General features: G+C 59.7%; 11 protein-coding genes and 3 pseudogenes. 8 read left to right on the top strand and 6 right to left on the bottom strand.

All coding sequences use genetic code 11. From position 1 onward, the window contains the following. The first annotated feature begins 3 nt into the window (after positions 1 to 3). On the top strand, positions 4 to 969 hold the full coding sequence (locus tag ACOYXJ_RS25065) for a biotin/lipoyl-binding protein (RefSeq protein ID WP_150793377.1): 966 nt from the start codon (positions 4 to 6) through the stop codon (positions 967 to 969). 197 nt (positions 970 to 1,166) lie between these two features. Here the strand turns inward: ACOYXJ_RS25065 and ACOYXJ_RS25060 are convergent, their stop codons facing one another. From ACOYXJ_RS25060 to ACOYXJ_RS25045, 4 genes and pseudogenes are all read right to left on the bottom strand, one after another. Further along, positions 1,167 to 2,588, bottom strand: a complete 1,422-nt coding sequence (locus ACOYXJ_RS25060; RefSeq protein WP_150793376.1) for an efflux transporter outer membrane subunit — start codon at positions 2,586 to 2,588, stop codon at positions 1,167 to 1,169. Further along, on the bottom strand, positions 2,585 to 5,764 hold the full coding sequence (locus ACOYXJ_RS25055) for an efflux RND transporter permease subunit (protein ID WP_150793375.1): 3,180 nt from the start codon (positions 5,762 to 5,764) through the stop codon (positions 2,585 to 2,587). Before ACOYXJ_RS25055 ends, ACOYXJ_RS25060 begins: the two co-directional genes overlap by 4 nt. Positions 5,765 to 5,779: 15 nt before the next feature. Next, positions 5,780 to 7,033 (bottom strand): multidrug efflux RND transporter periplasmic adaptor subunit MexE, encoded by a 1,254-nt coding sequence (gene mexE / locus ACOYXJ_RS25050; RefSeq protein WP_095120869.1) that lies wholly within the window; start codon positions 7,031 to 7,033, stop codon positions 5,780 to 5,782. A 272-nt stretch (positions 7,034 to 7,305) separates the two neighbouring features. Beyond that, positions 7,306 to 8,516: pseudogene (locus ACOYXJ_RS25045) on the bottom strand (M20/M25/M40 family metallo-hydrolase). 58 nt (positions 8,517 to 8,574) lie between these two features. Here ACOYXJ_RS25045 and gcvA point away from each other — a divergent pair. The 3 genes from gcvA to ACOYXJ_RS25030 all read left to right on the top strand — a co-directional run bounded on the left by gcvA (position 8,575) and on the right by ACOYXJ_RS25030 (position 11,173). Beyond that, entirely contained in the window at positions 8,575 to 9,468 is an 894-nt protein-coding gene (gcvA, locus tag ACOYXJ_RS25040; protein ID WP_460372139.1) for a transcriptional regulator GcvA, read from the top strand. Between the two features lie 86 nt (positions 9,469 to 9,554). Continuing rightward, positions 9,555 to 10,382, top strand: a complete 828-nt coding sequence (locus tag ACOYXJ_RS25035; RefSeq protein WP_460372137.1) for an EamA family transporter — start codon at positions 9,555 to 9,557, stop codon at positions 10,380 to 10,382. A 29-nt stretch (positions 10,383 to 10,411) separates the two neighbouring features. After that, entirely contained in the window at positions 10,412 to 11,173 is a 762-nt protein-coding gene (locus ACOYXJ_RS25030) for an SDR family oxidoreductase (protein WP_150793372.1), read from the top strand. A 21-nt stretch (positions 11,174 to 11,194) separates the two neighbouring features. Here the strand turns inward: ACOYXJ_RS25030 and ACOYXJ_RS25025 are convergent, their stop codons facing one another. Next, positions 11,195 to 12,163 carry an AraC family transcriptional regulator gene (locus tag ACOYXJ_RS25025; protein WP_460372135.1) on the bottom strand — a complete coding sequence of 323 codons (969 nt, stop codon included), beginning with the start codon at positions 12,161 to 12,163 and terminating at the stop codon, positions 11,195 to 11,197. Between the two features lie 102 nt (positions 12,164 to 12,265). Between ACOYXJ_RS25025 and ACOYXJ_RS25020 the strand changes: the two genes are divergently transcribed. The 3 genes and pseudogenes from ACOYXJ_RS25020 to ACOYXJ_RS25010 all read left to right on the top strand — a co-directional run. Beyond that, a complete protein-coding gene (locus ACOYXJ_RS25020) occupies positions 12,266 to 13,516 on the top strand; it encodes an MFS transporter (RefSeq protein WP_460372133.1) in 1,251 nt (416 codons plus the stop codon). A gap of 417 nt (positions 13,517 to 13,933) precedes the next feature. After that, positions 13,934 to 14,965: pseudogene (locus ACOYXJ_RS25015) on the top strand (cache domain-containing protein); the annotation flags it as partial. Positions 14,966 to 15,361: 396 nt separating this feature from the next. Beyond that, a pseudogene (locus tag ACOYXJ_RS25010) lies at positions 15,362 to 15,877 on the top strand (methyl-accepting chemotaxis protein); the annotation flags it as partial. A gap of 124 nt (positions 15,878 to 16,001) precedes the next feature. On the opposite strand, the gene ACOYXJ_RS25005 reads toward ACOYXJ_RS25010, so the two are convergent. After that, positions 16,002 to 16,916 carry a LysR family transcriptional regulator gene (locus ACOYXJ_RS25005; protein ID WP_007914920.1) on the bottom strand — a complete coding sequence of 305 codons (915 nt, stop codon included), beginning with the start codon at positions 16,914 to 16,916 and terminating at the stop codon, positions 16,002 to 16,004. 269 nt (positions 16,917 to 17,185) lie between these two features. Here ACOYXJ_RS25005 and ACOYXJ_RS25000 point away from each other — a divergent pair, with 269 nt between their 5' ends. After that, positions 17,186 to 18,208 (top strand): zinc-dependent alcohol dehydrogenase family protein, encoded by a 1,023-nt coding sequence (locus ACOYXJ_RS25000; protein ID WP_016983050.1) that lies wholly within the window; start codon positions 17,186 to 17,188, stop codon positions 18,206 to 18,208. Positions 18,209 to 18,520 lie beyond the last annotated feature (312 nt).

Raw genomic sequence — 18,520 nt, 5'->3', positions numbered from 1 at the left:
GCCTTGAAAGTGCTATTCACGCGATTGATCACATTGGCGGTGGTGCTGCTGGCGATCGTACTCGGCTGGTTTGCCTGGGAGCATTACACCCGTGCGCCGTGGACCCGGGATGCACGGGTGAGGGCGGATGTCGTGACCTTGTCTGCCGACGTTTCGGGGCGGATTGTCAGGCTTGCGGTGCAGGACAACCAGCATGTTGCCAAGGGGCAACTGCTGCTGGAAATCGATCCGGCGCGCTATAGCCTGGCGGTGGAGCACGCGCGACGGTCGGTGGAGGTCGCGAAGGCAACGCTGGGCCAGTCTCAAGCCTCCATTGTTGCCAGTGAAGCCTTGCTCAAGCAGCGGCAGAGTGAAGAACGCCGACGACGTACGCTCAAGCAGGGGTTTGCGATCTCTGGCGAAGAGTGGGAAAAATCCAGTACCGATGTGGCCGTGGCCCAGGCGGACGTGTTGCGCAATCAGGCCAATCTCGGTCTTGCCGAGGCCAATGTGCAGTTGGCGATTGCCGCATTGACCCAGGCTGAACTGGACTTGCAGCGCACCCGCGTCGAGTCGCCAGTCAGCGGTTACGTGACCAACCTCCTGACCCGTGAGGGTGACTACGCGGTGAGCGGCGGTGCTTTGTTGGCGCTGGTCGACAGTGACTCGTTCTACATCAGTGGTTACTTCGAAGAAACCAAACTGCCGCGTATCGGCGAGGGCGATCGGGTGCGGGTGCAATTGATGAGCGGGGAGACTTTCGGCGGCACCGTGCAAAGCATTGCCTTCGCCATTGCCGACCGGGAGAACGCGCCGGGCAGTCGGCTACTGGCCAACATCAACCCGAGCTACACCTGGGTAAAACTCGCGCAGCGAGTGCCGGTGCGGATCGATATCGATGGCGACTACGCCGGTAAAAACCGCCTGCGAGCGGGCACCACAGCCACCGTCACAGTGCTGGAAACCACCCGATCTGAAGAACACCGTTAACCCCGTAGGAGCGAGCCTGCTCGCGAAAGCATTGGATCTGCCCCGGTGGTGTCGCCTGACACACCGCATTCGCGAGCAGGCTCGCTCCCACAAGATTTCATTGATCAAAAATCAAAAAAAAGCCCCGCGACCGAATGATACGCGGGGCAAAAAATTTGGTTGGTTGCGGCCAACCAAAGGAGCTCTTTAACAATCGATTACTTGCTGGCAACAGTCTCCGGTTGCCAGCCGCCGCCAAGGGCCTTGTAGATCGCGACAATGCCGCGATACAAGTCAACTTCGGCCTGGGCCTGACTGTCTTCGGCGTTCAACCGTTCGCGCTGCGCGTCGAGCAGCACGAGGAAGTCAGTCGTGCCTTCGCGATAGCGGATTTCGGCCAGGTCGGCAGCCTTGCGGCTCGATTCGCTCTGACGGATCAGCGAGATCAGGCGTTGCTGACGTTTGCCGTAGTCGCTGAAAGCGTTTTCCGATTCTTCCAGGGCCAGCAGCACTTGTTGCTCGTAAGTCGCCAGTGCGCCTTCGGCATCAGCATCGGCGCCACGCAAACGGGCGCGTACGCTGCCAAGGTCGAACGCCGCCCACGTAATGCTCGGGCCGAGTGCCCAGGCGTTGGCCGCCGAGGAACCGATCTGCGAACCACGCCCGGCCGTCCAGCCGAGGAAGCCGCTGAGGCTGACCCGTGGGAACAGATCGGCTTTCGCGACACCGATGCGCGCCGTGGCCGAAGCCAGATTACGTTCAGCGCTGAGAATGTCCGGACGACGTTGCAACAGTTCGCCCGGATCACCGATCGGCAAGGCTTTGGCAATCGCCGGCAAGTCTTTCGGACTCAGATCGACGGTCAGCTTGTCCGGACGCTCACCGAGCAGGGTGGCGATACGGTTTTTCTGCCGAACCTGTTCCGCCTGCAACTGCGGCACGGTGGCTTCAACGTTGGCCAGACGCGCATCGGCGCGCTCGACATCAAGCTGATCACCGACACCGGCGTCTCGCAGGCTGATGGTGATCTTGCGCGATTCCACCTGATTGTTCAGGTTGGCCACGGCGATCTTTTCGCGCAGTTGCGCGCCGCGCAATTGACCGTAAGCATCGACCAGTTCGGCAATCATGGTGACTTGCAGCTGATACAGATCGGCTTCGGCCGCTTGCTGGTCGGCGTCGCTGGCTTCCAGATTGCGCTGGATACGCCCGAACAGATCCAGTTCCCAGGCCATGTCCAGCCCCAGGTCATAGCGTTCGCTATTGACCCGGTCGGTGGTCTGGCCAGGGATTTGTCCCTTGGCCAGATCACTGCTGGCGCGGCTGGTGATGGTCGGCATCGCATCGTTGCTGGCGTCGTCGCGGATTGCCCGGGCGGCTTTCCAGCGGGCGAACGCCACGCGCAGTTCACGGTTGCCTTGCAGCGATTGGGTCACCAACTGATTGAGGGTCGGATCGTCGAATTGCTGCCACCAGATGCCTTCGAATTTCGAACGGTCGAAGTTCTTTTGCCCGGCGGCGCCGTCGGTGACGGCCGTGATATTGGCCGCCTCCGTGGCTGGGGTCTTGTAGTCGGGGCCGACAGCGCAGGCGCTGAGGGCCAGCACCAGCAGACTCGGCAGGAAGACTTTCAGACTCATTGTTGCGCCTCCAGTTTCAGAGCTTTGGCCGCTTTGCGGGCTTCGCCGCGTTCGACAAAGTTACGGATCAGTACGTAGAACACTGGCGTCAGCAACAGACCGAAGAAGGTCACCCCGAGCATCCCGGAGAACACCGCCACACCCATGGCGTGACGCATCTCGGCACCGGCACCGCTGGAGAACACCAGTGGCACCACACCCATGATGAACGCGAAGGAGGTCATCAGAATCGGCCGCAGACGCAGACGGCAGGCTTCCAGTACCGCCGCGAGCGGGTCGAGGCCTTCTTCCTGTTTGTCCTTGGCGAATTCGACGATCAGAATCGCGTTCTTACAGGCAAGTCCCACCAATACGATCAAGCCGATCTGGGTGAAGATGTTGTTGTCACCGCCCGAGATAATCACGCCGGTGATGGCCGACAGCAGGGTCATCGGTACGATCAGGATCACCGCCAGTGGCAGGCTCCAGCTTTCGTATTGAGCGGCCAGTACCAGGAACGCCAGCAATACGCAGAGCGGGAACACGAACAGCGCGGTGTTGCCGGACAGAATCTGCTGGTAGGTCAGGTCGGTCCATTCGTAGGTCATGCCGTTCGGAAGTTCTTCCTTGAGCAGTTTCTCGATGGCTTTTTCGGCCTGGCCGGAGCTGTAGCCCGGGGCAGCCGCGCCGTTGATTTCTGCAGTGATGAAGCCGTTGTAGTGCATCACGCGATCCGGGCCCGAGGTGTCGCTGACCTTGATGAAGGTCGCCAGCGGGATCATTTCGCCTTTGTTGTTGCGTACTTTCAGTTGACCGATCTGATCGGATTCGAGGCGGAACTGCTGCTCGGCCTGAACGTTGACCTGATAGGTGCGCCCGAAGCGGTTGAAGTCGTTGGCATACAGCGAACCCAGGTAGATCTGCAGGGTGTCGAAGATGTCGCTGACAGCCACGCCGTGGGTCTTGGCTTTTTCACGGTCGATGGCGGCATCGACTTGTGGCACGTTCACCGTGTAACTGGTGAACAGCCCGGCCAGTTCCGGCACGCTGTGGCTCTTGTTGATGATGTTCATGGTTTCTTTGTACAGCTCGTCGTAGCCCAGGTTGCCCCGGTCTTCGATTTGCAGGCGGAAACCACCAATGGTGCCCAGACCTTGTACCGGCGGTGGCGGGAAGATCGCCATGTACGCCTCTTGAATGTTCGCGTACTGACCGTTCAAGGCCCCGGCAATTGCACCGGCGGACATGCTCGGGTCTTTACGCTCGTCGAACGGTTTCAGCGTCACGAAGACGATGCCGGCGTTCGGGCTGTTGGTGAAGCCGTTGATCGACAGGCCCGGGAACGCTACAGCACTTTCCACGCCTGGCTGTTTCAGCGCCAGATCGGACATGCGCTTGATCACTTCTTCGGTGCGATCCAGGCTCGAGGCATCCGGCAGCTGTGCGAAGGCCACCAGGTATTGCTTGTCCTGGCCGGGTACGAAACCGGTCGGCGTGCTGGAGAAACCGAAGAAGGTCAGCACCATCAGGCCTGCGTACAACAGCAGGGCGATGCCGCTGCTACGGATAACCCGGCGCACGGTGCCGACGTAGCCATGGCTGGCACGATCGAAGAAACGGTTGAACGGACGGAACAGCCACCCACCGAAGATCTTGTCGAGCACCTTGGAGAAGCGGTCTTTCGGTGCGTCATGGCCTTTCAGCAATACCGCGGCCAATGCTGGCGACAGGGTCAGCGAGTTGAACGCCGAGATCACCGTCGAGATGGCGATGGTCAGTGCGAATTGCTTATAGAACTGCCCGGTGAGGCCGGAGATGAACGCCGCCGGAATGAACACCGCACACAGCACCAGCGCCGTGGCAACGATCGGACCGGTTACTTCACGCATGGCCCGTTTGGTTGCTTCGACCGGTGTCAGTCCGAGTTCAATGTTCCGTTCGACGTTTTCCACCACCACGATGGCGTCGTCGACCACGATACCGATGGCCAGCACCAATCCGAACAAGGACAGCGCGTTGAGCGAGAAGCCGAACAGATGCATTACCGCAAACGTACCGATCAACGATACCGGCACCGCCACCAACGGAATGATCGAGGCGCGCCAGGTTTGCAGGAACAGGATCACCACCAGTACTACGAGGATCAGTGCTTCGAAGAGGGTGTGAACCACCGCTTCGATCGAGCCGCGCACGAAGATCGTCGGGTCATAGACGATGCTGTAGTCCATGCCTTGCGGGAAGCCTTTCTTCAACTCGTCCATTTTCGCCCGAACGTCGTTCGAGATGTCGATGGCATTGGAGCCTGGACGCTGAAAGATCGGAATGGCCACTGCCGGCTGGTTGTCCAGCAACGAACGCAGCGCGTATTGGCTGGAGCCCAGTTCAACGCGAGCGATGTCCTTGAGGCGAGTGATTTCACCGTCGTCGCCTGCACGAATGATGATGTTCTCGAACTCTTCCTCGGAGACCAGACGACCCTGTGTGTTGACCGACAGTTGGAAGCTCTGGGCATTCGGGGCAGGCGGCGCACCCAATTGACCGGCCGCGACCTGACGGTTCTGCTCACGAATGGCGGTAACCACGTCGGTTGCAGTCAGATTGCGCGAAGCGGTCTTGTTCGGATCGAGCCAGACCCGCAGCGAGTAATCGCCCATACCAAACAACTGCACATCACCGACACCGTTGAGACGAGCGAGCTCATCCTTGATGTTGAGGATTGCGTAGTTGGACAGGTAGAGCATGTCGTAGCGCTTGTCCGGTGAGGTCAAGTGCACAACCATGGTCAGGTCAGGCGATGCTTTGTCGACGGTGATACCGATGCGCGTCACTTCCTCGGGAAGTTTCGGCTCGGTTCGGGTCACCCGGTTTTGCACCTGCACCTGCGCGTTGTCCAGGTCAGTGCCCAGGGCGAAGGTGATGGTCAGGGTGATCTTGCCGTCAGCGGTCGACTGCGAGGACATGTACAGCATGTTCTCGACGCCGGTGATGGCCTGCTCCAGCGGAGCGGCCACGGTTTCACCGATGACTTTAGGGTTGGCGCCCGGGAAGTTGGCACGTACCACCACGGTTGGCGGCACGACTTCCGGGTATTCGCTGATCGGTAGCTGGAACAGCGAGATCGCACCGGCGATCAGGATCAACAGCGACAGCACCGCTGCGAAGATCGGCCGTGAAATGAAGAATTGGGAAAAATTCATCGGAGTTGTCGTCCCTTAACCGCGTGGGGTCGTAGCAGCCAGCTTCACAACCGAACCGGACGCGCCTTTGGCAGGGGCGACTTTCGGCAGGTTGCTGGCTTCCAGCGCTTGACGTTGTTGAGCGAGTGCCGCGATGGTCTGTTCGCTGGCCATCGGCACCACTTCAGGCGTGACCGGCGAGCCAGGACGAACCCGTTGCAGACCCTTGACGATGATCGTGTCGTCCTTGTTCAGGCCGGTACGGACGATGCGCAGGCCTTCGATTTTCGGACCCAGTTCGACGGCGCGGTAGGCGGTTTTGTTGTCCGCATCCATCACCAGTACGAACTTCTTGCCGAGGTCGGTACCGACCGCTTCGTCGTTGATCAGCATGGCGTTGTAGGTGCCGCTGCCGACCAACTTCAAGCGTGCGTACAGGCCCGGGGTGTAGGTGCCGTCGCTGTTATCGAACACCGCGCGACCACGGATGGTGCCGGTTTTCGGGTTGACCTGGTTGTCGACGAAGTTCATCTGGCCGAGGTGCGGGTTGCCGTCTTCATTGGACAGGCCCATGTATACCGGCGTGGTGGCACCGCGCTGACCGTTACGGGCGAGCTGGGTGTATTTGAGGAAAACGCGCTCGTCGGCGTCGAAGTAGGCGTAAACGCGGTCGGTGGACACCACACTGGTCAGCGGGGTGGTGTCGGCGGTCACCAGGTTGCCGGCGGTGATCTCGGCACGGCTAACGCGGCCACTGATCGGCGCGGTCACGCGGGTGAAGCTGAGGTTCAGTTTGGCCAGGTCCAGTTGCGCTTGCAGGGCACCGACGGCGGCGCGGGCTTCTTGAGCGGCGCTGGTGCGCGAGTCGGCCAGTTCGGCGGAAATGGCGTTGCTGGCACGCAGACGTTCACCACGACCGGCTTCGTTTTCACTGCGGGTGGCGTTGGCGCGGGACTGGGCGACCAGTGCTTCGAGGCGGCGCACCTCAGCCTGGAACGGACGCGGGTCGATCTGGAACAGCAGGTCGCCTTTCTTGACCAGTGCGCCCTCAGTGAAAGCGACGTCATCAATCTGGCCGGAGACCCGAGGACGGATTTCAACGGTTTCCGGCGCTTCGAGGCGCCCGGTGAATTCGTCCCACTCGTTGACCGGTTGTTCGATCACCTTGGCCACGCTGACTTTGGCAGCAGGCGCGGTGGCGGCAGTCTCCGGAGTCTTGCCGCAGGCGCTCATCACCAGTACGGCCAACATGGCCAACGGGAAGCGCAAATGTTTGAGTGACTGTTCCATGGATGCATCCGCCAATGTATTGAAGATGGGCGGATGATGCTCGGCGGGGTGTGATGGCACGAATCGAATGAAGCAAAGGTAACTATCATTCGGAATGATATAAGAGCCGAACGAGCCCTCTAGCATGCACCTTTCGTTAGGGGGCTATCAATCTCTCTCAGGGCAATTCTGTGTTGCCCGCTGTGCAAAAGTCAGGAGCGAGGCTGCGCGGCGGGGATTATGCGGGGATTAAAAATGCCGAACCCCACATGGCGGCGGGTTCGACAATGCGATCAGAGTTTCGGCAACTGGCCGATGCGGCCGATCATTTCCGTGACGATTTGCAGATCCAGCTGGAATTGCTCCATGGTCTTGAACTCGCCATCGGTGTGACCGGTGTACTTCACATTTGGCATGGCCAGACCGAATTGCACGCCGTTAGGCAATTCATGCACCGAGGTGGCGCCAGCGGAGGTGCCGAACTCGTGTTTCATACCGAGGTTTTCCGTCGAGATAGCCCGCAGCGCCTTGACCCACTCACCCTCAGGATTGCATTCGGGCTCGGAGGAGTGCGCAGATACGCCAGTCACGGTGAGTTTGACGTCTTTGCCGTCGACTTTAGCGCTCATCTGGAAATCGCCGCCATTGCGCTTGGCAAAGTTGGCCATGACGGTGCCATCTCTCAGCAATCACCATCGGGTAACCACCGTCCAGCGCCAGGTTGTAGTTCGGCGTCGGATTGCGTTCGAAATAGTAGGGGATCGCGTCGCCCGTGGTTTCTTCGGTGGTGTCGACCAACAGCTTTAAGTTGCGCACCAGCTGCAGCTTTTCTTCCTTGATGACTTTCATGGCATACAGCGTGACCACGATGCCGTTCTTGTCATCTTCGGTGCCGCGACCATACATGCGGTCGCCGATCAGGGTGATCTTGAACGGATCGAGGCGGGTGCCATCCTTGGGTACCCAGTTTTCCGGCGTCACCGGCACCACGTCGGCATAGGCATGAATGCCGACCACTTCATCGCCGCTACCGTCGAAGGAAATCTCGTAGACGCGCTTGTCGATATTGCGGAATTTCAGATTGAAGGACTCGGCAAGGGTCTTGATCTTCGCCGCGATCTTGATGAATTCCGGGTTGTTGTGCTGTTCGACGCCGTCCTTGCGCCAGGTCGGGATCTCCACCAGTTCGCGCAGGGTTTCGGTGGCGGCAGCGCTGTATTTCGCGCGCGTGTAGATACCCAGCTGACGATAGATTTCGTTCTGCTGATCGGCGTTTAAGTCTTGTTATCAAGATAAGCACCAATGGCCGGGACAATGTCGGCGGTTTTCGCCAGATCGCTCTTGCCCAGATTGCCGAGGAACTGGCGGAAATCAGTGGCTTTATCGGCGCTGTAGGTCTGGAGGATTTCAGCGCTCTGTTGCGGGTGATATTGGCTTGCGCGGGCGCAGCATCAGTGCGCTCTGCTTTGTGGCTCCCTGAGTGAAGTTTCGAATGAGCTCGGATCTATCATGAGCTAGCGTTCATGTATGCACCTTTCTGATCATTCGCCGGATACTGCCCCATGAGAGACCTGCCGCCCACCGCGACCTTGCGCGCATTTGAAGCTGTCACCCGGCACTCGACCTTTACGTCGGCCGCACAAGAGCTGCATGTGACTCAAAGTGCGGTCAGTCATCAGCTCAAGCATCTTGAGGCCCTTTGGGGGGTGCAGTTGTTTGAACGTGGCAAGGCGTTACGCCTCACTGCAGCGGGGGCTGCGCTTGCGCCCATCGTGCGGGAGTTTTTCATCAGTCTGGAGGCGACGTTGGGTGATTTGCGCGAGCAAAAAGACAGAGTTCGACTCAGCGTCAGCACCACCTATTCCTTCGCGCTCAAATGGCTGCTGCCACGCTTGCCGCGTCTCGCTCGTCAGAATCCCGAGCTGCTGGTCTCGCTGGACACCACGGATAAAATCATCCATTTCTCTCACGGCCAGGCGGATGTTGCGATCAGGCTTGGCAGGGGTGATTACCCCGGTCTGCATTCTGAGTTCCTGTTTGGGGAGCAGGTATTTCCTGTGGCCAGCCCCGAACTGTTGCGACGCGTCGGGACTCCGCAGAGCCCCGCAGAACTGTTGCATTTCCCGCTGCTCACGCGCGATGGTGCCGAACTGGTACCAAAATGGGAGGTATGGTTTCAAACCGTCGGGCTGGCCTATTTGCCGCTCAAGGAGAGCGTCAGATTTGGCGATACCAACATGACGGTCGAGGCAGCCTTGCTCGGCCAGGGCGTTGCATTGGTGCGCAGCGGGCATGTCGAGAACGAAATCAGCGATGGCCGTTTGGTGCGGCTGTTTGATGTGCCATTCCCATCACCGCTGGCGTACTACTTCGTTTGCCCCAAGGGCATCGAAGCGCAACCCCACATCGCCAGCTTTCGCCAATGGTTAGTCAGCGAGGCACTGAAAGTCCAATGACTGGACGAATAAGTCATGAGTATTCGTTCATGCTGTGATGAGGAGGCTTCGCTTTAGTCCCGGTGCCGCATTGCCTAAAGTGGCGCATGCCTATTCATATCACCTTCCTTGTGCTTTTCGCCGCGCTCCTGCATGCCAGCTGGAATGCTTTGCTGCGTAGCGGTGCCGATCGGTTGTGGTCCATGACGGTGATGTGCATTGCCATCGCCATCACCAGTGTCGTCGCTGCAGTGTTCATGCAGACCCCCGCGATTGAGAGCTGGGGCTACGCGGTGCTTTCGGGGTTGCTGCATGTCGGCTACAACCTGTTTCTGGTGCGCAGTTACCGGGTTGGCGACCTCGGGCAGATCTATCCGGTTTCACGTGGATCATCGCCGGTGTTGATCACTCTGGGGGCCGCCGTGTTTGCCGGAGAAAGCATCACGCCTGGCGCGTTACTCGGTATAGCGCTGGTGTCAGGCGGGATTATCTCGCTGGCCTTCAGAGGGCGCAGTCTGTCGGTTCCCAGCCTGCCTTATGCGCTGGGTACGGGCGGCTTTATCGCGGCCTACAGCGTAGTCGACGGCATCGGCGCCAGGATCTCCGGCGCGCCGCTTGCCTACACGGTTTGGATGTGCGCCCTGTGGGGCGTATTGATGCCAGTGGTCTACATCGGCCTACGCGACACTCGCAGCTTGTTCTCCGTCCGGGCGGGAACAGTGACCGCGCTGGCCGGCGGACTGGTCTCTTTGCTTGCGTATGGAATGATCATCTACGCCATGAACGAAGCGCCCTTGGGCGCGGTATCCGCATTGCGCGAAACCAGCGTGCTGTTTGCGGCATTGATCGGCTATGTGTTTCTCGGCGAGACGCTCACCGCGCGCCGGATACTGGCATGCGTAGTGATCGCCAGCGGCACCCTCATCATCGGCTGATACAGCCAACGGCTCAGGAGCTCTGTTTAATGGTCAACGTCTCGCAGGCACCGCTGATTCTAATCACGGGTGGAAGTCGTGGAGTGGGGGCAGCCACCGCGCGGCTGGCCGCCGAAAGAGGATATGACGTCGCTATCAGCTACGTTGCCAACGAGTCCGCAGCGCTGGCCGTGGCTGCGGATGTAGAAGCATTGGGGCGCCGGGCGTTGGCGATGCGGGCCGACAGTGCGGACCCCCAACAGGTGGCCGATTTGTTCGCGGCCATCGACCGCACGTTCGGACGCATCGACGTACTGGTCAATAACGCCGGGATGCTGGCGCCTCAGTCTCGCTTGGAAGACCTCGCCTTCGAACGGATGCGGCGCATCTTTGCGGTCAATGCCATTGGCCCAATTCTCTGTGCCCAACAGGCGGTGAAGCGCATGTCTTACCGTCACAACGGCCCGGGCGGCGTGGTGATCAATGTCTCATCGGCGTCGGCGCGCCTCGGCAGTCCCAATGAATATGTCGACTATGCGGCGTCAAAGGGCGCGTTGGAGACGTTCACCATTGGCTTTGCCAAGGAGGTGGCTCGGGAAGGCATACGCGTCAACTGTATTCGCCCCGGACATATCTACACCGAAATGCATGCCAGTGGCGGTGAGCCGGGGCGGGTCGATCGTGTCAAGGATTCGATCCCGATGGGGCGGGGCGGGCAGCCTGAGGAAGTGGCACGTGCGATTCTATGGTTGGCGAGCGCGGAGGCTTCATTCGTTACCGGTACATTTCTCGATGTAACGGGGGGTAAATGAGTCGGTGGCAGGGATCATCGACTAGCTGCATTCGGCTTGCCTCACCTTACGACTCAAACCCGGTGTCTTGCCCGTAATACGCTTGAATGCACGACTGAAAGCGGCTTGGGAGGTATAGCCCAAGCGCTGAGCTACCTCTTCAATCGGTAGCCTTTCGAGGGTCAGCCACTGGCTTGCAAGCCGCATGCGCAGTTCGGTGACATAGCGCAGCGGGGCCATGCCAATCGTCGCCTGGAAACGGTCCGCGAAGACCGAACGTGAGGTGTTGCAGTGCTCTGCCAACTGCGCAACAGTCCAGTCGCGACCCGGCTGTTGATGGAGCGCAAGCAGTGCACCGGCCAAGCGGGGATCGCGCAAGGCGGCGACCAGGCCAGAAGCATTGCCGCAGGCGCACTCGACCCAGCCGCGAACGACCATGGCCGCCACCACATCGGCCAGCCGCGCGAGGATACCAGCGAAGCCGACACGGGCGGCGCTGACCTCACGTTCCATGGTGGTCAGGATTGGCACTAGCCCGGGGTAACGCTGGCCGCCGGCATCAATCAGCATCAGTCCCGGCATCAGCCGGCCAAGGCCATGGATACTGCCCAGTTCAAACTCCATACAACCACTGAACAGAATAGTGCTCGGAGTGGCGCTGGCATCGGTTCCGGTATTCACCGCGCTGACGGTTTCACCCAAGGGCGCACCGTCTAGATGATCGATGTCCTGAACAGGCGCGCCCTGATGGGAAAACAGTTGATGGGCTGCGCCATGGGAAATGAACACGGCGTTGCCGGCAGACAGCGCGTAGGTGCTGCCGTCCCCCATCCGCAACACCGCATTGCCTACGGCCATGAAGTGGAACCAGGCGTGCCCAGTTTTTTCCGCGAAGCCCAAACCGAAGGTTGGACCCGTTTGGATACGCCGGTATTCGACGCCACGCAGGCGCATGCCGCGTAACAGCTCGTTGATGAGATCCGAGGAAAGAGCAAACTGATCTACAGGCATCGTTCAGGTGTTTTGATCAAAAAGTGGAGACTTTGGATCATAGATCATCCGGATTTCGGCGCCTAGACTTCGGCTCTTAATGAAGATTGAGAGATCCGTGCAATGACTGACTGTGTATGTAACACCGTATCCGACCGCCATTGCGGCGTCGGCGCGGACGTAGAACCTGCAACCCCCGCGTGGATGGCAGTATTTTCGTTAGCAATGGGTGTGTTCGGGTTATTGACCGCTGAGTACCTTCCGGCCAGTTTGTTGACGCTGATGTCTACCGACCTGGGAGTGTCCGAAGCGCTGGCTGGCCAAGCGGTAACGGTAACCGCCGTGGTGGCGCTGTTCGCCGGCTTGTTGGTGCCAGGCCTGACCCGCGGCATCGACCGACGTTGGGTCTTGCTGGGGTTTTCCACGTTGATGGTCGCCTCCAATCTGTTGGTCGCCGTTTCCTCCAGCTTCGCGGTGCTGTTATTGATGCGCATCTTGCTGGGCGTTGCCCTTGGCGGGTTCTGGAGCATGGCGGCGGCGGTAGCGATGCGCTTGGTGCCGAGTGCCTTGCTGCCCCGGGCGCTGTCGATCATTTTCAGCGGCATCGCCATCGGCACGGTAGTGGCAGTACCGCTGGGCAGCTATCTGGGTGGGCTGTATGGCTGGCGCAGCGCGTTCTTTGCCGCGGCGGCGGTAGGCGTGGTGACCCTGGCTTTCCAGTCGTTCACTCTGCCGCGCCTTGCGCCGCGCCGGCCGGCACGCCTGCGCACTGTGCTTGAGGTGTTGCAGCGCCCGGGCATCGCCATGGGGATGTTCGGTTGTGTGCTGGTGCACAGTGGGCACTTCGCGATGTTTACCTATGTTCGGCCATTTCTTGAAGGGACTACCGGCATCGGCGCGCAAGGGCTGTCACTGATGCTGCTGGGGTTCGGTGTGGCGAACTTCGTCGGCACGCTGTTGGCCGGCAGGCTGCTGGAGCGTCACCCGCTGGCCACTCTGGTGTTGATGCCCGCGCTGGTCGGCGTTGCAGCATTGGCGTTGGTGCTGTTGCCGGCCTCGGTGCCGGGGCAGGCGGTACTGCTGGCGGTCTGGGGCATGGCCTTTGGTGGTGTGCCGGTGGCGTGGTCGAACTGGGTCGCCAGCGCGGTACCTGATCAGGCGGAAAGCGCTGGAGGCATGGTCGTGGCCTCTGTGCAGTCAGCCATCGCCACCGGCGCCGCCGCTGGCGGTGCAATGTTCAGCCTCGGTGGCAGCGCAGGCGTATTCGTAGCGGCAGCCGTGCTGATGCTACTGGCCGCGTTGCTGATTGCCCTGCGTGTCCGCGTCCCTTCTGTCCATGGCGTCCGCCAGTCCAGGCCCGCGTTGCACCTTTGATCCGGTTTGGCAAACCGCCTCAATCCGTCCGTAAGCGGGGACGCAGCGGTGTTATCGAGCTGCAAGCGGGGCGAACCGACCCTGTTCTGTTACTGAACTCCCACGCCGCTAATGGGCCAGTTGGATTGGGTCCAACTGGCGCAGAAGCCGGATTTCGATATCTGGCAGGGTTGGGTCAGTGAAGCGGCGGCCAGGAAAATCGATGCGACGTTCTGGAAGGTTTTCCAAGGCAGGGAAGCCTTTCTTTAATCGCAGATAGATTGCGCTGAGTTTGCCGATGTTCGCCGTTCTAAAGTGCGCACCGTCGCGGTCGATAACTCAGAGTACGCATGGGCTCTATCTCCTCATAACAACACATGCGACGTTCAGTGCTAGCGTTTCCCCTTGCCAAAACTATAAATATCCGCAGGTGAAGTCATGAATATCAAGCAGAAGCTGACCTGGGCGTTCGCAGCTATCGCGTGCGTCCCGGTCATCTTGGTCGCCGTTTTGGTAGTGCTGAATTTGCGAGAGGGGGCCCTGGCCAATTTTCTCGACAGCAGCGGTCGTGAGATCCGCCAGATCGACAATGGCATGAAGCAGTTTTTCGACGGCATAAGCCAAAACGTCGACTATATAGCCAAGGACCCGCGCGTTGTCGCGGCCAAAGACCTCAAGAGCTACGCGGGTGCCGAAGCTGCGCAAATTCCACTTACTCAGGCCAACAAAGAGCTGCTGGCGATATTTGACCAGTTCGCCAAAAGTCATCCGAGTACTGCTTACCTGTCCCTGGGTCTGAGCGACGGCGGATACGCCAGTTGGCCGGACGACACCAAGCTGAACAACTACGATCCGCGCGTCCGTCCCTGGTATAAAGCGGCCATCGCCACGCCAGGCGCCACTGTGCGCACGGGTGCCTACTATTGGGCGCCGGACGATGTGACGCTGATCGGCACCGTGCGTACTGTCGCCGACGCCGCCGGGAATATCCTGGGAGTGGTTGGCCTTGACGTATCGCTTAAACAGCTCACTGAACTGGTGCGCAACATCAAGCTGGGCGATAGCGGCTACCTGATGCTGGTGGAAGACAACGGTAACGTGCTGGTAGACGCCAGCGACGCGAAGCACAACTTCAAACCTCTGGCCGACCTGGGTCCCAACTACGCCGAACTAGCCAAGGGAGGCGACGGCGTGACCCAAATCGAGATTGATGGCGTGGCCTACATGGCCAACGTGGTCAGTTCCAAAGACCTGGGCTGGCGCTTTATCGGCCTGATCAAGCGTGATGAAGTGATGGCCGACGTCAGCCGGCTGACCTGGTTGATCGCCGCCATTGCAGCGGCATTGGCGTTGGTGTTCGCGATAGTAGGCGCCAGCTTTGCCAGCGTCATCGTGCGTCCGATTCGCGGCGTGGCCGACGGCTTGCAAGAAATCGCCGAAGGAGAAGGCGACCTGACGCGCCAACTCCAGGTGCAGGGCAAGGACGAAACCGCCAGCCTGGCGGGCTGGTTCAACCAGTTCCTGAGCATGATTGCACAATTGGTGCAACGCATCGGCAACGCCTCATCTGACCTGCAGACCGCGGCCGCCGACACTAGCGAAGTGGCCAACAACATGAACCAGGCTGCAGGGCGCCAGCGTGAGGCCGTGGAGTTGGTGAGCACCGCGTTCAACGAAATGGTCGCTACTGCCAACGAAGTTGCACGTTCGTGCAGTGCTGCCGCATCGAGTGCCGACGAAGGCTACCGCGACGTACATGACGGCCAGCAGCACATCGGCGAAGCCACCGGCAGCGTGCTCAAGCTCAGCGAAGACCTGCAAAAGTCGACCCAGACCATGCAGTTGCTGGAGCAGGACAGCCAGAACATCAACACCATTCTCGATACCATCCGCTCGATTGCCGAGCAGACCAACTTGCTAGCGCTCAATGCGGCGATTGAAGCCGCGCGCGCCGGTGACCAAGGCCGAGGCTTCGCCGTGGTCGCCGACGAAGTCCGCGCCCTGGCTCGCAGGACAGCCGACTCCACCGGCGAGATCGACAGCTTGCTGGGCAATCTGGCCCGCCGCACCCAAGAGGTCACGCAGCAGATGCAAGGCAGCCTGCAAGTGTCCCACGCCAGTGTGGAACGCATTCAGCAGGCGCGTGACAGCTTCGACAAGATCCGTGGCTCGGTAGACTCGATCCGCGACCAGAATACCCAGATCGCCACAGCCGCTGAGGAGCAGCACCAGGTGGCCGAAGAGATCAATCGCCACATCGCGCAGATCCATGCCGATGCCCAACTGGTCGAAGGCTTTGCTCAGTCATCACAGGCTGGCTCGGGTCGATTGATAGACATTTCCGGTCAGCTCAAAGGCCTGGTGGGTCGTTTCAAATATTAGTATGCCGACCCGAATGAAAACGGTGAGCACTCACCGTTTTCATTCGGCCGACATACGCAGTTTTATTGCTTCCACTGTTCCGCTGAAAGCCTTAGACCGGTCTATCGAATAGCGGAGAAGACCCCTAGAGACTATCCGGATCCCCAAAAAACATCTGAATCCGCGACCGCAACCAACGCTCACCCGGATCATTATCCTGGGACCCACGCCAAGCCATATGCAGCTCAAACGTGCGCGTCGGCAGCGGCGGATCTTCCGCACGAACACCGCCAGCCGCCGTCAGCGCTTCCGCCGTGTAATCCGGCACGGTTGCCACGATGTCAGTGCCCGCCAACAACGTACTCAAACCATTGAACTGTGGCACGGCCAGCACCACATGGCGCTTGCGCCCGAGTTTCTCCAGCTCTTCATCAATAAAGCCACTGAGGTCACCGGCAAATGACACCAGCGCATGCGGACGTGCGCAGTAGTCGTCCAGGCTCAACGGACCGGGCACGGTATCGGCGCGCAGCAGTTTTGGTGCGCTGCGACGCAGGACCTTGCGCTTGGCGTTGGCCGGCAGGTCGGTGGTGTAGCTGACGCCAATGGATATCTCGCCGGAGGCCAGCAGGCCTGGCATCAATATGTAATTGACGCGACGAATCACCAACACGATGCCCGGCGATTCGGCGCGCAGGCGTTTGAGCAGCATCGGCAGCAGGGCAAATTCGACGTCATCCGATAAACCGATACGGAATACCGAAGTGCTGGTCGCCGGGTCGAATTCGGCCGCACGGCTGACGGCGGTCGAAATCGAATCGAGGGCCGGCGAGAGCAGGGCGAAGATTTCCACCGCGCGGGCGGACGGTTCCATGCTGCGCCCGGTGCGCACGAATAACGGGTCGTCGAACAGGCTGCGCAGGCGTGAGAGCGCCGCACTGATCGCCGGTTGACCGAGGAACAGCTTTTCTGCCGCCCGGGTCACACTGCGTTCGTGCATCAATGTTTCGAATACGATCAACAGGTTCAGGTCGACACGACGCAGGTCATTACGATTCATCTGGAGTCCTGGCAGAGTCATCAAGCTTGACGAGAGCGGCCATATGAGAACAATGGCCGGCATGAATCTTACGGGGAAAGGCTGGTACTCTGCACCGGAAAATTCAGCCTGACTGAGACGGTGGCAGCAGTTTTTCACGGATTTTGCCAATGCCGCCCATACTGCGGAATCAATGACAGGCATGTCGACTATTAATAGCCACTGATAGTCTTGGGTCAAAAGCCCAGATAGAGTTCAGGGCATTAGAGGTTACTTTGACGAGGTTTGCGATGTCCCGCACGATCCGTTTTCACAAGTTTGGTCCGGCCGAGGTGCTCAAATGCGAAGAGCATGCGGCCGCTCAGCCAGGTCCTGGCGAAGTGCAGGTGCGTGTCGAGGCGATCGGCATCAGCTGGTATGACACCCTCTGGCGTCAGAATCTGGCCTCGTCTCAGGCGCGACTGCCTGCGGGTCTTGGTCACGAGATGGCCGGAGTGATCACCGCTGTCGGCGACGGTGTCGATGATCTGGCAGTGGGTGACAAGGTCGCCAGCTTTCCGGCCGAAAGTGCGAATGACTACCCGGTCTACGGCGAGTCGATCGTGCTGCCGCGTACCGCGCTGACCCGTTATCCGGATGTGCTCAGCCCGATCGAAGCCAGCGTGCATTACACGCCGCTACTGATCGCCTATTTTGCCTACGCCGATCTGGCGCGGGTCAAGCCGGGGCAGTTTGCGCTGGTCACGGACGCCAGCCATTGCGCCGGTCCTTCGTTTGTCCAGTTGGGCAAGGCAATGGGGGTGCGGGTGATTGCCGCGACCAAAGAAGCCGAGGAGCGTGAGTACCTGCTGTCGCTCGGCGCTGAGAAGGTCATCGTCACCGAAGAGGAAGATCTGTTGATGCGAATCAACAAGATCACCGACAACCGTGGTGTCGACGTGGTGTTCGACGGTCTCGGCGGGCCGCAGATGTCGCTGCTTGGCGATGTGCTGGCGCCGCGTGGCAGCCTGGTGCTGTACGGCTTGCAGGGCGGTAATCAGACGCCGTTCCCGGCCTGTGCAGCGTTCCAGAAGAACATTCAGTTCTTCGTGCATTGCATTGGCAACTTCACCGGCAAGCCGGAACTGGGCATCACTCAGGATCACGTCGCTTTGCAACGGGCCCTGCGTGACATCAACCAGTTGACCGCTGACCGCGTGCTGCTGCCCCTCAAGACCCGTGTATTTCCGTTCAACGAGTTCGTCGAAGCGCATCGCTACATGGACGAATGCCCTTGTCGCGAACGGGTTGCTCTGCAAGTCGAACCGGCGTAAGCCTTGTAATCAGAGTCCGTGGCCCCACGGACTCTTGTGCGTTTATCCTACCGTGTAAAACAGAGACCCCGAGAGTTGCACCCGACGCCGTTCAGCAACTGAACTGGTTTTTGCTCTCGATCTGTATCTTCTAATCACAACATAAGCCCTGATAATTGAATGATTACTTTCATCTCAAGGAATGAGCCATGACTGTGCATTCAATTCGTCCCTCACATTATCAAACGGCTAAAACTGTTGATCGCACCAACTTCTGTTTAATTGTTGTAGGGCTATTCCGAAACCGCTTCTCTTTTTCTTGTACTCACTTGT

It is taken from the genome of Pseudomonas sp. Tul2A7 (assembly GCF_054790505.1).
Note: the sequence above shows the minus strand (reverse complement) of the source record. Positions and strands in the feature narration are given on the sequence as shown.